The sequence below is a fragment of the Streptomyces sp. NPDC001922 genome (assembly GCF_042891165.1).
In the GTDB taxonomy this organism is placed as follows: domain Bacteria; phylum Actinomycetota; class Actinomycetes; order Streptomycetales; family Streptomycetaceae; genus Streptomyces.
Genome location: NZ_JBIASV010000022.1, coordinates 1 through 14,307, shown reverse-complemented (window position 1 = coordinate 14,307; position 14,307 = coordinate 1). Strand labels below are relative to the sequence as shown.

Annotated in this window: 8 protein-coding genes and 3 pseudogenes; 6 read left to right on the top strand and 5 right to left on the bottom strand. The window is 68.3% G+C overall.

Annotated features, from left to right (window positions below):
• Window positions 1–3: 3 nt before the first annotated feature.
• The 5 genes from kdpA to ACFYYR_RS30945 all read left to right on the top strand — a co-directional run bounded on the left by kdpA (window position 4) and on the right by ACFYYR_RS30945 (window position 7,930).
• Window positions 4–1,692, top strand: a complete 1,689-nt coding sequence (gene kdpA / locus ACFYYR_RS30965; protein ID WP_388861000.1) for a potassium-transporting ATPase subunit KdpA — start codon at window positions 4–6, stop codon at window positions 1,690–1,692.
• A complete protein-coding gene (gene kdpB / locus ACFYYR_RS30960) occupies window positions 1,689–3,818 on the top strand; it encodes a potassium-transporting ATPase subunit KdpB (protein ID WP_388860997.1) in 2,130 nt (709 codons plus the stop codon). Before kdpA ends, kdpB begins: the two co-directional genes overlap by 4 nt.
• A gap of 5 nt (window positions 3,819–3,823) precedes the next feature.
• Complete coding sequence (gene kdpC / locus ACFYYR_RS30955; RefSeq protein WP_388860994.1) at window positions 3,824–4,480, top strand: potassium-transporting ATPase subunit KdpC; 657 nt, start codon at window positions 3,824–3,826, stop codon at window positions 4,478–4,480.
• Between the two features lie 122 nt (window positions 4,481–4,602).
• Window positions 4,603–5,286, top strand: coding sequence for a response regulator (locus ACFYYR_RS30950; RefSeq protein WP_388860991.1), 684 nt, complete (start codon window positions 4,603–4,605; stop codon window positions 5,284–5,286).
• Between the two features lie 100 nt (window positions 5,287–5,386).
• Window positions 5,387–7,930 (top strand): DUF4118 domain-containing protein, encoded by a 2,544-nt coding sequence (locus ACFYYR_RS30945; RefSeq protein WP_388860988.1) that lies wholly within the window; start codon window positions 5,387–5,389, stop codon window positions 7,928–7,930.
• 1,270 nt (window positions 7,931–9,200) lie between these two features.
• On the opposite strand, the gene ACFYYR_RS30940 is transcribed toward ACFYYR_RS30945, so the two are convergent.
• The 5 genes and pseudogenes from ACFYYR_RS30940 to ACFYYR_RS30920 all read right to left on the bottom strand — a co-directional run.
• Entirely contained in the window at window positions 9,201–9,914 is a 714-nt protein-coding gene (locus tag ACFYYR_RS30940) for a cation transporter (protein WP_388860985.1), read from the bottom strand.
• The gene (locus ACFYYR_RS30935; protein ID WP_388860982.1) at window positions 9,914–10,249 is read right to left on the bottom strand and encodes an ArsR/SmtB family transcription factor; all 336 of its coding nucleotides are present in this window, start codon (window positions 10,247–10,249) and stop codon (window positions 9,914–9,916) included. Before ACFYYR_RS30935 ends, ACFYYR_RS30940 begins: the two co-directional genes overlap by 1 nt.
• A 153-nt stretch (window positions 10,250–10,402) precedes the next feature.
• Window positions 10,403–12,253, bottom strand: coding sequence for an APC family permease (locus ACFYYR_RS30930; protein WP_388860979.1), 1,851 nt, complete (start codon window positions 12,251–12,253; stop codon window positions 10,403–10,405).
• A gap of 216 nt (window positions 12,254–12,469) precedes the next feature.
• Window positions 12,470–12,630: pseudogene (locus ACFYYR_RS30925) on the bottom strand (ATP-binding protein); the annotation flags it as partial.
• A 92-nt stretch (window positions 12,631–12,722) separates the two neighbouring features.
• Window positions 12,723–12,962 (bottom strand): annotated as a pseudogene (locus tag ACFYYR_RS30920) (hypothetical protein); the annotation flags it as partial.
• 258 nt (window positions 12,963–13,220) lie between these two features.
• On the opposite strand from ACFYYR_RS30920, the pseudogene ACFYYR_RS30915 reads away from it, so the two are divergent.
• A pseudogene (locus tag ACFYYR_RS30915) lies at window positions 13,221–14,051 on the top strand (hypothetical protein); the annotation flags it as partial.
• Window positions 14,052–14,307: the final 256 nt, after the last annotated feature.

Below are 14,307 nucleotides of genomic sequence, written 5' to 3'. Positions count from 1 at the left end.
GACATGAGCCCTGCCCTCGCCGGTGTGCTCCAACTGCTCGCGCTGATAGCGGCGCTTGCTCTGGCGTACCGCCCTCTTGGCGACTACATGGCCGCGGTGTACAGCTCCGGCAAGCACCTGCGCGTCGAGAAGTGGATCTACCGCGTCATCAGCGCCGATCCGGACACCGAGATGCGGTGGCCCGCGTATCTGCGCGGCGTACTCGCCTTCTCCGCCATCGGCGTCCTCTTCCTGTACCTGCTGCAGCGCGTCCAGGGCGGCCTGCCCGGCTCGCTCGGCTTCGCGTCGATCGATCCGGACCAGGCGTTCAACACCGCCGCGTCCTTCGTCTCCAACACCAACTGGCAGTCGTACTACGGCGAGCAGGCCATGGGCCACGTCGTGCAGACCGGCGGCCTCGCGGTGCAGAACTTCCTCTCCGCCGCCGTGGGGATCGCGGTCGCGGTGGCGCTCGTCCGGGGCTTCGCCCGCTCCCGCACCGGGGAACTCGGCAATTTCTGGGCCGACCTGGTGCGCGGGACCGTCCGCATCCTGATCCCGATCGCGGTGGTCGGCGCGGTCGTCCTGGTCGCGTGCGGCGCGATCCAGAACTTCGCCGGCATCCACGACGTGGGCACGCTCACCGGCGGCACCCAGCAGGTCAACGGCGGTGCGGTGGCCTCCCAGGAGGTCGTCAAGCTGGTGGGCACCAACGGCGGCGGCTACTTCAACGCCAACTCCGCTCATCCCTTCGAGAATCCGACCGGCTTCTCCAACCTCTTTCAGGTCTTCCTCATCCTGCTCGTCCCGTTCGCGCTGACCCGGACCTTCGGGAGGATGGTCGGCAACGTTCGGCAGGGTTACGCGATCCTCGCCACGATGGCCACGATCTGGCTGGCCTTCGCCGGGCTGATGATGTGGACCGAGTTCCACCACGGCGGACCGGCCCTGCAGGCCGCAGGCGGTGCGATGGAAGGCAAGGAGACCCGCTTCGGGGTCGGAGCCTCCTCGATCTTCGCGGTGAGCACCACGCTGACCTCGACCGGTGCGGTGGACTCCTTCCACTCCTCCTTCACCGGGTTCGGCGGCGGCATCACCCTGCTGGGCATGATGCTCGGCGAGATCGCGCCCGGCGGTGTCGGGTCCGGCCTCTACGGCATGCTGATCATGGCCGTCATCGCGGTGTTCATCGCAGGCCTCATGGTCGGCCGCACCCCGGAGTACCTGGGGAAGAAGCTCGGCACGCGCGAGATCAAGCTCGCCGCCTGCTACATCCTCGTCACCCCGGCCCTGGTGCTCTGCTTCACCGCACTGTCGATGGCACTGACCGCGCCGCAGGAGTCGATCTCCAACACGGCCGCGAACGCGGTCGGCCACAGCGGAGCGCACGGCTTCTCCGAGGTGCTCTACGCCTACACCTCCGGCTCCAACAACAACGGTTCCGCCTTCGCCGGGCTGAGCGCCGACACGCCCTGGTACAACACCACGATCGGCCTGGCCATGCTGCTCGGCCGCTTCATTCCGATGGTGTTCGTCCTGGCGCTGGCAGGGTCCCTCGCCGAGCAGAAGCCGGTGCCCGAAACCGCGGGCACCCTCCGGACGGAGAAGCCGCTCTTCGCCGGACTCCTGGTCGGCACGATCATCATCATCACCGGCCTCACCTACTTCCCGGCACTGGCCCTGGGCCCGCTGGCGGAAGGGCTGGCGTCATGACGCACGACACCACGCACGAGGAGCACCGCTCCATGTCCACCGCTCCTCCCACCCCGGCGCCCCATCAGGACACACCGGTCGGTCACGGGCCCGGCCGGGTCGGCGGCGGCCTGTTCGACCCCCGGCAGCTGCTCCGCTCCCTGCCGGACGCGTTCCGCAAGCTCGACCCGCGGGTGATGGCCACCTCCCCGGTGATGTTCGTGGTCGAGATCGGCTCGGTGGTCACCACGGCGCTGGCGATCACCGACCCGTCCGACTGGTTCGGCTGGGTCATCACCGCCTGGCTGTGGCTGACGGTGATCTTCGCCAACCTGGCCGAGGCGGTGGCCGAAGGCCGCGGCAAGGCCCAGGCGGACACCTTGCGCAAGGCCAAGACCGACACCGTCGCCCGCCGCCTCGACGGCACGACCGAGGCGCGGGTGCCGGGCGCCGAACTGCGTATCGGTGATCTCGTCGTGTGCGAGGCCGGCGACACTATCCCCGGCGACGGAGACGTCGTCGAAGGCGTCGCCTCGGTCGACGAGTCGGCCATCACCGGTGAGTCCGCCCCGGTGATCCGGGAGTCCGGTGGTGACCGCAGCGCGGTCACCGGCGGTACGAAGGTGCTCTCCGACCGGATCGTCATCAGGATCACGACCAAGCCGGGCGAGACCTTCATCGACCGGATGATCTCTCTGGTGGAGGGGGCCGCCCGGCAGAAGACGCCCAACGAGATCGCGCTGAACATCCTTCTCGCGTCCCTCACCATCGTCTTCCTCCTCGCGGTGGTCACCCTCCAGCCCTTCGCGATCCATGCCGGGGCCGAACAGTCCCTGATCGTGCTCACCGCGCTGCTGGTCTGCCTGATTCCCACGACGATCGGCGCGCTACTCTCCGCTATCGGAATCGCCGGTATGGACCGGCTTGTTCAGCGCAATGTACTCGCCATGTCCGGCCGGGCGGTCGAGGCCGCCGGCGACGTCTCCACACTTCTGCTGGACAAGACCGGCACCATCACGCTCGGCAACCGCCAGGCCGCCGAGTTCCTGCCGCTCCGGGGCGTCACGGCCGCCGAGCTCGCTGACGCGGCCCAACTCTCCTCCCTCGCCGATGAGACACCCGAGGGCCGCTCGATCGTGGTCCTCGCCAAGGAGAAGTACGGCCTGCGCGAACGGCACCAGGGCGAGCTGGCCCACGCCGAGTGGGTACCCTTCACGGCGCAGACCCGCATGTCCGGTGTGGACGTCGACGGCCACAAGGTCCGCAAGGGCGCCACCGGCTCCGTCATCGCCTGGGTCCAGGAACGCGGCGGGACGGTCGGCGACGACGCCGACGAGAGGGCCAACACCATCTCCGAGGCCGGTGGCACGCCGCTGCTCGTCGCTGTGGAGGATGCCGACGGGCCCCGCGTCCTGGGCGTCATCCACCTCAAGGACGTCGTCAAGGACGGCATGCGGGAACGGTTCGACGAGCTGCGCAACATGGGCATCAGGACCGTCATGATCACGGGCGACAATCCGCTGACCGCCAAGGCGATCGCGGACGAGGCGGGCGTCGACGACTTCCTCGCCGAGGCGACGCCCGAGGACAAGATGGCGCTGATCAAGCGGGAGCAGGCCGGCGGCAAGCTGGTCGCGATGACCGGCGACGGCACGAACGACGCCCCGGCGCTGGCCCAGGCGGATGTCGGGGTGGCCATGAACACCGGTACCTCGGCCGCCAAGGAGGCCGGGAACATGGTGGACCTGGACTCCAACCCGACCAAGCTGATCGAGATCGTGGAGATCGGCAAGCAGCTGCTCATCACCCGCGGAGCACTGACCACCTTCTCCATCGCCAACGATGTGGCGAAGTACTTCGCGATCATTCCCGCAATGTTCGCCGTGGCCTATCCGGGGCTGGACAAGCTCAACATCATGGGTCTGGCCTCTCCGGAGTCCGCGATCCTCTCCGCGGTGATCTTCAACGCCCTGGTCATCATCGCGCTGGTGCCGCTCGCCCTGCGGGGTGTGCGCTACCGGCCGATGAGCGCCGACCGGATGCTCCGCCGCAACCTCGGCATCTACGGCCTGGGCGGCCTGGTGGCGCCCTTCATCGGCATCAAATTCATCGACCTGCTCATCTACCTCGTACCGGGCATCGGGTGACCGCCATGAACAACACCGTCGGCAACACCGCACGGCTGGCCGGGGCAGCGCTGCGCGCCCTTCTCGTACTGACCCTGATCTGCGGAGTCGTCTACCCGCTGCTGATCACCGGTGTGGCCCAGGCCCTGTTCCACGACAAGGCCAACGGGTCAGAGGTGACGAAGGACGGCAAGGTCGTTGGCTCCACGCTCTACGGCCAGCCCTTCGACCTGCCGAAGAAGCACCCCCAGGACGCCGACGAGGCGCCCCGGCCGGACCCGAAGTGGTTCCAGCCCCGGCCCTCCGCCGCGGGCCCGAACACCGTCAACACGCAGTACAGCATCCTGCTGTCCGGCGCCTCCAACCTCGGCGCCGACAGCAAGGTCCTCAAGGACACCGTCACCGAACGCCGCGCGGCCTACGCCGAGTTCAACGGTGTCGAGGAGCGGCAGGTCCCGGTGGACGCCCTCACGGCCTCCGCCTCCGGGGTCGACCCCGACATCTCACCGGAGAACGCCCGACTCCAGGCCGCACGCGTCGCCCGGACCAACCACCTGGACGAAGGCCGGGTCGAACAACTGGTGAAGGACCACACCGACGAGCGCACCGCCGGATTCCTCGGCGAGCCGCATGTCAACGTCCTTCAACTCAATATCGCGCTGAAGGACCTGACCCGGCACTGACTGGCACGACAGCGGGAGTCGGGAACTGCGGGGGCTTCCCCCTCTCTCGCTCCCGCTGTCGGGAGGACCGATCCTCGGCGCTTCTCGCTTCTTGTTCGTGCACAGAGGAAGGCGGAACAGCGATGACCCGGGTACTGGTGGTCGAGGACGAACCACCGATCGTACGAACCCTTGTCATCAATCTGAAGGCAAGACGGTACGAGGTGGACGCTGCCCCTGACGGTGCCACCGCTCTGCTGATTGCCGCGGAGAACCGGCCCGATGTGATTCTGCTCGACCTCGGGTTGCCCGATATGGAGGGAACCGAGGTCATCAAGCGCCTGCGCGGATGGAGCCGGGTTCCGATCCTGGTGGTCTCGGCCCGGCAGACGTCCGACGAGAAGGTGGAAGCCCTCGACGCGGGTGCCGATGACTACATCACGAAGCCCTTTGCGATGGACGAGCTGCTGGCCCGGCTGAGGGCAGCGGTTCGCCGCACCCGTGCGGAGGAGACCGCCGGCGAAACGGCGATGGTGCAAACCGATTCCTTCACCATCGATTTGTCCGCGAAGAAGGTGACCCGGGAGGGCCGTGATGTGCGCCTCACGCCCACGGAATGGCACTTGCTCGAAGTGCTGATCCGAAATCCCGGGAGCCTGGTCAGCCAGAAACAGCTGCTCGGTGAGGTATGGGGTCCCTCCTGTACCACTCAGGGAAATTACCTGCGGGTGTATCTGGCGCAACTGCGGCGCAAGCTGGAGCCGGATCCTTCCTGTCCCCGGCACTTCATCACACATCCGGGTATGGGATATCGCTTCGAGAAATGAATGCTGAAATCTCCGCAGAAAGCGCGGCCGGGGTGATGAGCAGCCCGGCTGTAGAGTCGACGAACAGCATGGATCAGCTTTCTCTGAGGATATGAGGAACATGAGACGCGGCACGCTCAGGATCTATCTAGGTGCGGCACCGGGTGTCGGAAAGACCTACGCCATGCTGTCCGAGGCCCACCGCAGAGTTGAGCGGGGCACCGACTGCGTTGTGGCCTTCGTCGAGCACCACGGTCGGCCGCGCACCGAGGTCATGCTCCACGGTCTCGAACAGGTCCCGCGCTGCGAGCTGGAGTACCGCGATAGCACTTTCACCGAGATGAGTGTGGACGCCGTGCTGGAGCGCCGGCCGTCGGTGGCTCTTGTCGACGAGATGGCGCACACCAACGTTCCCGGTTCCCGCAACGCCAAGCGCTGGCAGGACATCGAGGAATTGCTGGACGCCGGCATCGACGTCATCTCCACCGTCAACATCCAGCATCTGGAGTCGCTGGGCGACGTGGTGGAGACGATCACAGGGGTCCGGCAGCGCGAGACCGTCCCTGACGAGGTGGTGCGCCGGGCCGACCAGATCGAGCTGGTCGACATGTCGCCGCAGGCCCTGCGCCGCCGGATGGCGCACGGCAACATCTACACCTCCGACAAGGTTGACGCGGCGCTGTCGAACTACTTTCGGCCGGGCAACCTCACGGCCCTGCGGGAGCTTGCCCTGCTCTGGACCGCTGACCGGGTCGACGCGTATCTGCAGCAGTACCGCTCCGAGCACGACGTCTCCACCATCTGGGGTTCTCGGGAGCGCATCGTCGTCGGGCTCACCGGCGGCCCCGAAGGCCGAACCCTCATCCGCCGTGCCGCTCGCATGGCCACCAAGGGCGCCGGCGGCGAGGTCATGGCGGTGTACATCTCCCGCAGCGACGGTCTGACCTCCGCATCGCCTCAGGAACTGACGGTCCAGCGCACCCTGGTGGAAGACCTGGGAGGGACGTTCCATCACGTCATCGGGGACGACATCCCCGAGGCCCTGCTCGAGTTCGCCCGCGGAGTGAACGCCACACAGATCGTCCTCGGCTCGAGCCGCCGCAAAGCATGGCAGTACGTGTTCGGGCCGGGTGTCGGTGCAACCGTCGCCCGCGAGTCCGGGCCGGACCTGGATGTCCACATCGTCACCCACGACGAAGTCGCCAAGGGGCGCGGGCTCCCCGTCGCCCGGGGGGCGCGGCTCGGGCGTACCCGCATCGTCGCCGGCTGGCTCGTCGCCCTGGCGGGCCCGCTCCTGCTCGCCCTGCTGCTCAACACCCTCGGCCCGGGGCTCGGTCTCGCCAACGACATGCTGCTGTTCCTGGCGCTGACCGTGGCAGCCGCGCTGCTCGGCGGTCTCCTTCCCGCCCTGGCATCCGCGGCGCTGGGGTCACTGCTGCTGAATTACTTCTTCACGCCGCCTTTGCACCGCTGGACCATCGCCGATCCGAACAACATCGTCGCCATCGTGATCTTCTTCGGGGTTGCCGTTGCGGTGGCATCCGTGGTCGACCTTGCCGCCCGGCGCACTCATCAGGCAGCCCGGCTGCGCGCGGAGTCCGAGATCCTCTCCTTCCTGGCCGGGAGTGTCCTGCGGGGGGACAACAGTCTCGAGGCTCTGCTGGAACGAGTGCGAGAGACGTTCGGAATGGACTCGGTGGCCTTGCTGGAGCGTGCGGGCGATGTTGCTCCGTGGGCTTGCGTGGGCAGTGCCGGCCCGAGGCCCGCGGGGCGCCCCGAGGACGCGGACGCCGACATGCCTGTCGGCGAACACATGGCCCTGGCACTCAACGGTCGGGTTCTTCCCGCTGAGGACCAGCGGGTGCTCGCCGCCTTTGCCGCCCAAGCTGCCGTCGTCCTGGACCGTCAGCGGCTGGTGGGGGAGGCGGAGCGGGCCCGGGAGCTCGACGAGGGGAATCGTATCCGCACCGCCCTGCTTGCCGCTGTCTCCCACGACCTGCGCACTCCGCTGGCCGGGATCAAGGCCGCGGTCACCTCGCTGCGCTCCGACGACGTGGCCTGGTCCGCCGAGGACGAGGCCGAACTGCTCGCCGGAATCGAGGAGGGTGCGGATCGGCTGGACCACCTCGTGGGGAACCTGCTCGACATGTCCCGGCTGCAGACCGGTTCCCTCAGTCCGCTGATCCGTGAGGTCGACCTGGATGAGGTGGTGCCGATGGCGCTCGGTGGTGTGCCCGAGGGGAGCGTGCACCTGGATATCGCGGAGAACCTGCCGATGGTGAACGTCGACCCCGGGCTGCTGGAGCGCAGCGTGGCCAACATCGTGGAGAACGCCGTCAAATACAGCCCCGAGGACTCAAAGGTGCTTGTCTCCGCGAGTGCGATCGGTCTGCGTGTCGAGGTGCGCGTGATGGACCGTGGCCCAGGAGTCCCGGATTCCGGGAAGGACCGTATCTTCGAGCCCTTCCAGCGGTACGGGGACGCGCCGTGCGGCGCCGGAGTCGGGCTCGGTCTTGCCGTGGCTCGGGGCTTCATCGAGGCCATGGGCGGCACGCTCTCCGCTGAGGACACGCCCGGCGGCGGTATGACCATGGTGCTGAGCCTGCGCTCCGCCAAGGGCCGTCCGCCGGTACACCCCGACCTTCCGCCTTCGGCCTCGACCTGACTCCGTGTCCAGTGCCTCCGGCCCTGAGGAGGGGGGACGTCAATGCCTCTCGCGGAACGGGCCCTGAAGAGGTGTTCCTGGCCTGTGCCTGTGGGCACCCGGTGAGAAATTCTGAGCCGGGGCGTTTCCTTCTCCCGTCCGGCGCATGAGATCGTACGTTTCGACCTGTCACGCGAAAGCGCTGCGGTGCCCGATGGGGCACGACGATGGAAGGAGCCCGTCGGCGGTGGGGCCCCACCGCCGACGGGCCGAGCGCAGGCAGGGCGATGCCGGACCGCCTGCGCTCCCACCTCGGGAGCGTGTCAGGCCCGGGTGGGGGAATGTGAGGGTGCGGACGGGGGGAGCCGCCCGCCCCTGGGGACTTCGGGTGTCCCTGACTGTGAATCTAGCGGATGGCAGTATCGGTGGGATCCGGGCCGCCCTTTCCTTTGCGGATTACTGACGGGCTTTCGCTCAGCGGTGCTGAAATGGCGTCGAGATCTCGTGGTCGTGCTCGTTACTGTTCATGAGAGGCGCCACGACGTCAGGTCCTGGTTCCGGATGCTCCGGAACGGGCGACAACACCTTGCGACGGTCGCGATATCAAGGTCGCGTCAGAATTCGTGTCGGCGCATCAAGCGTCCGCTGGGGAGGGCCATCCACAGCACACCGAACATGTGCGACATGGTCATATCTGGTCAGCGCGCGTACTCGCAGACACCTGCCAGGACTGCCGCGCAGAGTTCTCATTTCGTGTCACCTGGATGAGGGGATTCGGCTGCCGCTCCTATGCGCGAAGCGTGCTTCGAGCGGGGTATGGGCAGAAGGCGGCAGGAACGAGACAGTTGAAGACACCGGAGGGGTTCCCTCCACTCGCTCCGCCTCCGGAGCCGGCTGGACACCGACGGTGCTCAAGACGCCGCACCAGCTCCCAGTCGTGATGAAGTCGACCCAGGCTTTCCGGGACCGGATGGGCAGCAGAGGGCGGCTACTGGCAGAGGGCTGTTGCTCGGTCTCGAGCCGGTGGCCGACTGCTTCGTGAGCCCCCTTCAGGTGTCCTGTCCTGCAGCGTGAAGCCCAAACAGCCCCCGCGCCAGGTTCGCTCCGCGCAGGCGGAGTGGGTCCGAGGAGGACCGCAGTGCCGGAACGGGGATGGCCGTGCGGAAGGATGCCGCAGGGGGAGAACGCCTTTCGGCCGGATCACGTCGGGGGCGGTGTGGGCGTCCACGGCGGCGGGGAACACGCAGACGGGCCACGATGTCCATGAGCGCGGCAGAACCGGGGCCACCGATCATGTGCAGCGGTCGCAGCCGGGGCGACAGCCGCAAGCGTCGGTCTCAGGCGCCGATGTGGTTGCAGCCGCAGTGGTGGGCGCGCAGCAGCCCTTGCCCTTCCATGCGTCTCGGCCTTCCTTGACCGCGATGGCGGTGATGACGAGAGCGGCCATCGGGTCGGCCCACGACCAGCCCACGGTGGCGTTGAGGAGCAGGCCGGCCAGGAGGACGGCGGACAGATAGGTGCACAGGAGTGTCTGCTTGGAGTCGGCGACCGCGCTGGCGGAGCCGAGTTCGCGGCCGGCCTTGCGCTGGGCGGCCGACAGGAACGGCATGACGGCCAGGGACAGCGCGGCGATGACGATGCCGGGGACGGAACGTTCGGCCTCACCGGCGCCGGCCAACGTGCGCGCTGCCTCGACGCTGACGTAGGCGGCCAGCGCGAAGAACGACACCGCGATGACCCGCAGGGTGGTCTTCTCCCTCGCCTCGCGCACGGCGTGCTCCCGCGCCGAGAACTGCCAGGCGACGGCCGCCGCGGAGGAGACCTCGATGACCGAGTCCAGCCCGAAGCCGATCAGCGCGGTGGAGGAGGCGATCGTCCCGGCGGTGATCGCGACGATCGCCTCAATGACGTTGTAGGTGATCGTCGCTGCGGCCAGCAGCCGTATCCGTCGAGCCAGGACGTCCCGGCGGGCCGGGCCTATGCCCGTGGATATCCCGGCGGTCATCAGCAGCAGCCCTTGTCGTCAGCGTCCACACAGGCCTTGTCGGCCTCGACAGCCACCACGGCGGTGCGCAGGTCGTCCAGCGCATGGCCGAGACGTTCGTCAGCGAGTTCATAACGGGTGCGGCGGCCGACCGGCACCGCAACGACCAAGCCGCAGTCACGCAGGCACGCCAGGTGATTCGACAGTCTGGTCCGAGAAATCTCCAGGGTGTCGGCGAGATCGGCGGGGTGGGCCGGAGCCTCGCGCAGTGCGAGGAGAATCCGGCAGCGGATGGGGTCGGCGAGGGCGCGGCCGAACCGCGCCAGGACCTCGATGTCAGCAGCGAGAGTCAGCACACCAGCGACAGTACACGAAATCCTGAATCCAAAGATCCGTGAACCATTGATCACTCTGCTGCACTTCTCACTCTTCCGCCGCCTGCGGAGGGCGCGGTGGCGCCCCCGGCCTCCGCAGGCTTCGACGACGCTGCTTCCCGTGCCGGTGCCTTGTCAGGGCAGGTCGGACAGCTGGAACCGCAGTCGGCAGATCACCGCGTCCGTGTCCCGGCGTACCGCGTGGGCGACGACCGCGCCGCGCTGGTTCTGCAGCAAGCGCTGCCACAGCCGGGCGGGTTCGACCTCCGGGATGAGGACGGTGATCCGGGTACCGGGAAGCGTCTCGGACAGCTCCCGGACATAGGCGGTGATGGGCCGGCCGAGCGACCGGTGGGCCGACTCCAGTTGCACCAGGGGGACGCCGGGGTTCCACAGTGCCCAGTCCATCACCAGCGCCTCGGTCCGGGTTCGGTCCTCGGGGTCGGTGTGGCGGACGGTGATCGCGCGCACCTCGTCGCCGAGGGACACGGCGGCAGTCAGTGCCTCACTGGTCAGCCGGCTCAGCGAGGAGACGGGGACAATGACCAGCGAGCGGTCGCGGTGCGGGGTCTCCGGGATGCGGCCGAGGCCGAGGCGCTCCCCGATACGCGTGTACGCACGATGCACGATCTCGAACGTGGCGACCAGCAGCGGCAGTGCGAGAACGATCAGCCAGGCTCCCTCCTGGAACTTGCCGGCTGTGACGACGACGGCGCTGACGCCGGTAAGCAGTGCGCCGACCCCGTTGAGCAGGGCCTTTCCTTTGCATCGACGGCCGCGGACGCGGCGCCAGTGGATGACCATGCCGGTCTGGGCGACGGTGAAGCCGATGAAGACGCCGATCGCGAAGAGGGGGACCAGGGTGTTGGTGTCGCCTCCGGAGAAGACCAGAAGCAGTGCCGAGACGGCGGCCAGGGCCAGAATGCCGTGGCGGTGGACCTGGCGGTCGGCTTTCAGCCCGAAGACGTGCGGCAGATAGTTGTCGCGTGCCAGCAGCTTGAGGAGGACCGGGAGCCCGCCGAAGGAGGTGTTGGCCGACAGTGCCAGCAGCAGCATGGTCGCGAACTGGATGAGGTAGAAGCCCATGTTGTGACCGATGGACGCGTCGGCGAGCTGGGCGAGGACGGTGACGCCTTCGACGGGCTGGAGTCCGAATCGGGAGATCAGGACGGAAAGGCCGATCAGCATCACCCCGAGCAGGGCGCCCAGGGCCACTTCGGCATGCTGCGCTCGCCGGGCCGCGGGTGACCGGAACGACGGTACGGCGTTGGCGATGGCCTCGACCCCGGTCAGTGCCGAACAGCCCGAGGCGAAGGCCTTGAGCAGCAGCAGCGCACCGACGGTGGTGGCGTTGTCGGCGAGGGCCGAGGCGTGACCCGCGGCGGCCTCGGTGGAAGCGGGGCTGTCCCGGAAGAGGCCGACCGTGATGAGGACCAGGATCGAACCTATGAAGACCGCGGTCGGCACGATGAAGGCCCGGGCGGAGTCGACGATCCCGCGGAGATTCACGCCGGTGATCAGGACCAGCACACCGAGGCACAGCCACAGCCGGTCCTCGTAGAGCGCGGGGAAGGCCGAGGTGAGCGCGGCGACTCCGGCCGTGACCGCGACGGCGACATTGAGGACGTAGTCCAGGACGAGGGAGGCGGCCGCGACCAGGCTGGTACGCCGTCCCAGGTGTGCTTTCGCCACCGCGTAGCTGCCGCCGCCGTCCGGGAACGCGGCGATCACCTGACGGTAGGAGGCGACGAGCACGGCCAGCAGAAGGGCGATCGCCACGGTGACGGGGAGCGTGAAACCGAGCCCATAGCCGCCTGCCGAAGCCAGCACCAGGACGATGGCCTCGGGCCCGTAGGCCACGGAGGCCATCGCGTCGAGCGAGAGCGCGGCGAGGCCCGTCACCGCAGTGAGCTTGTGACGGGCGTCGCTATCGGGGGGTTCCTCTGCGTTGGGCGCGGCGCCGGATTCGGTGGCAAGAACGGACATACGAAGACTCCTCCTGTCAAAGGTCAGCCCAGGGTGAGCCCGGATCGCGTCGGCTGCATGCAGCGTTTGCGCGTTCTTGGCGCGAAGCGGAAGGGTCTTAACGTCCTTTTGGCGGATGCCCGGACCCGTGGATATGCGACCAGCGGTTGCCGCGGCGCCGGGTCCACGGAGCGCCACTTCTCGCCTGACTCTGAGGAGCGCACCATGGCCGGGGCCTCACACCCCTTCGGCGGCGGGAAAGGACACCACCATGGTCAGCCCGCCCCCAGGCGTGTCCTCGGGCGAGAGGGTGCCGCCCATCGCCTCGGTGAGCCATGGGCCAGCGCGAGGCCGAGGCCGAGCCCGGCGGAGTTGTCGCGGTCGTCGAGGCGCTGAAAGGTAGTCGGCGCCCAGGGGACACAGGCGAGGCATCGGAGCCGGCCGTGGCGATCAGTCGGTCGGCCGCGGCCTGCGCCTCCTCGGGGGTGCGGCCGTGCAGCAGAACGGTGGCTCCTCGCTTGGCGAGCAGGCGGGCGGTCTCGTAGCCGATGCCGGAGGTGGCGCCGGTGACGAGGAACTGGGAGCACCCCGGCGCCGAGCCGACGGCCCTGATCCCGGAGACCGAAGTCCGCCCGTCTCCGGGCAGCACATCCTTCAGAACCAGCGCGGCTCGGTAGTCGCCCACGCCGTAGACGGGACACCGACGCTGTGATCGACTGCGCTTCGGCATCTCCACAGAGGCCCGCTGACACCTGCTGACGCGCTGTTGTCGGCGGTTTGACGAGTCCTGTACGCCGCCGACAAGAAGATGCCAATTCCCCGGCGCTCAGCGGTGGATGACGAGGAAAGGGCAGTAGTTTCCTGCCTGTTGCGCTGCCGGAGACCTGACTCGCATAACGACGGCCGAGGGGCTCCATGTGGAGGGTCCCGGCAGCGCCACCCACTCCCCAGCCCGCATCCCCGTCCGCCGTGCGGGCAGGGGATGCCCGATCGGTCCGGCGTCACGGGCGGTACGACGGTCCTGTCGGACTCGGTCGTCGTCCGGGTCACCTCCCGCCCCGGCAACAGCTTCGTCGACCGCATGATCCGCTTGGTCGAGGGCGCCTCCCGGCAGAAGACCCCGAACGAGATCGCGCTGAACATCCTGCTGGCCGCGCTCACGGTGATCTTCATCCTCGTGGTCGTCGGCCTGGCACCGATGGCCGCCTACGCGAAGGCGGCCCAGTCGACCACCGTCCTGGTTGCGCTGCTCGTCACCCTGATCCCCACCACCATCGGCGCCCTGCTCTCTGCGATCGGCATCGCCGGCATGGACCGCCTCGTGCAGCGCAACGTCCTGGCCATGTCCGGCCGGGCCGTCGAGGCCGCAGGAGACGTGAACACCCTCCTCCTCGACAAGACCGGCACCATCACCCACGGCAATCGGGAGGCCGCCGCTCTCATCCCGCTGCCGGGCGTCCACCACGGCCAGCTGGCGGAGGCCGCTCAGCTGACCACCTTCTCGATCACCAACGATGTGGCGAAGTACTTCGCCATCATCCCGGCCATGTTCACCGCGGCCCACCCGGGCCTGGAGGGGCTGAACGTCATGGGCCTCCACAGTCCCCAGTCGGCGATCACCTCGGCGATCATCTTCAACGCGCTGATCATCATCGCGCTCATCCCGCTGGCCCTGCGCGGCGTCCGCTACAAACCGGCCTCGGCCCATGGCCTGCTGCGCCGCAACCTTGCCGTCTACGGCGTCGGTGGCCTGATCCTTCCCTTCGTCGGTATCAAGCTCATCGACCTCGTCGTGTCCGCCCTTCCCGGCCTCGGATGAATCTCGTCAGGAGCCTTTCGAGCAGCCGCATGAGTCCTTGAGGCGGCCACCGCGACCGGTTGGATGAATGAGGTGACTCCGGTCAGCGAGGCGACGACCGGACAGCGTGTCCGACACGGCCTGCCCCGCCGACATCGCCGACCGTGAGGCGCCGGCGGCCGCCCCCGTTATGTTCTTCGTGGTCCTGCAAGAGGGCCGCTGGCCTCCGGGCCCGGTATGACTGTTGCCCCCTGTCGAAGGGATGACCTGGGGGGTG

Excerpts from the sequence above, each read along its gene's own strand:
- kdpA (WP_388861000.1), top strand. The coding sequence starts at position 4 with ATGAGCCCTGCCCTCGCCGGTGTGCTCCAACTGCTCGCGCTGATAGCG.
- kdpB (WP_388860997.1), top strand. The coding sequence starts at position 1,689 with ATGACGCACGACACCACGCACGAGGAGCACCGCTCCATGTCCACCGCT.
- kdpC (WP_388860994.1), top strand. The coding sequence starts at position 3,824 with ATGAACAACACCGTCGGCAACACCGCACGGCTGGCCGGGGCAGCGCTG.
- ACFYYR_RS30950 (WP_388860991.1), top strand. The coding sequence starts at position 4,603 with ATGACCCGGGTACTGGTGGTCGAGGACGAACCACCGATCGTACGAACC.
- ACFYYR_RS30945 (WP_388860988.1), top strand. The coding sequence starts at position 5,387 with ATGAGACGCGGCACGCTCAGGATCTATCTAGGTGCGGCACCGGGTGTC.
- ACFYYR_RS30940 (WP_388860985.1), bottom strand. The coding sequence starts at position 9,914 with ATGACCGCCGGGATATCCACGGGCATAGGCCCGGCCCGCCGGGACGTC.
- ACFYYR_RS30930 (WP_388860979.1), bottom strand. The coding sequence starts at position 12,253 with ATGTCCGTTCTTGCCACCGAATCCGGCGCCGCGCCCAACGCAGAGGAA.